We start from the raw sequence: 209 nt of genomic DNA, 5'->3' as shown, positions 1-209 counted from the left end.
CCACACCTGGAAGTTGATACAGAAAGGGGTTGCTTTGATGGACAGCCGAATTAAATGGATCGATGCGGCGAAAGGCCTTGGCATTGTTCTTGTTGTCATGAGCCATGCGCCTATCGACGAAACACTTAAAGCCTTTTTGTTTGCCTTTCATATGCCTTTATTTTTTTACTTGTCTGGAGCTGTATTTCGTCCTCATTCTATGAGTATTT

The 209-nt window shown here is 42.6% G+C and carries 1 protein-coding gene; it reads left to right on the top strand.

Translation table 11 applies throughout. The annotated features are described in order from the left end of the window. Window positions 1-37: 37 nt before the first annotated feature. The coding region (locus tag CHH91_RS19930; RefSeq protein WP_176465916.1) for an acyltransferase family protein at window positions 38-209 on the top strand (172 nt) is incomplete at its 3' end.

It is taken from the genome of Virgibacillus sp. 7505 (assembly GCF_002272135.1).
In the GTDB taxonomy this organism is placed as follows: domain Bacteria; phylum Bacillota; class Bacilli; order Bacillales; family Amphibacillaceae; genus Terribacillus.
This window is presented reverse-complemented; position numbering and strand designations above follow the sequence as displayed.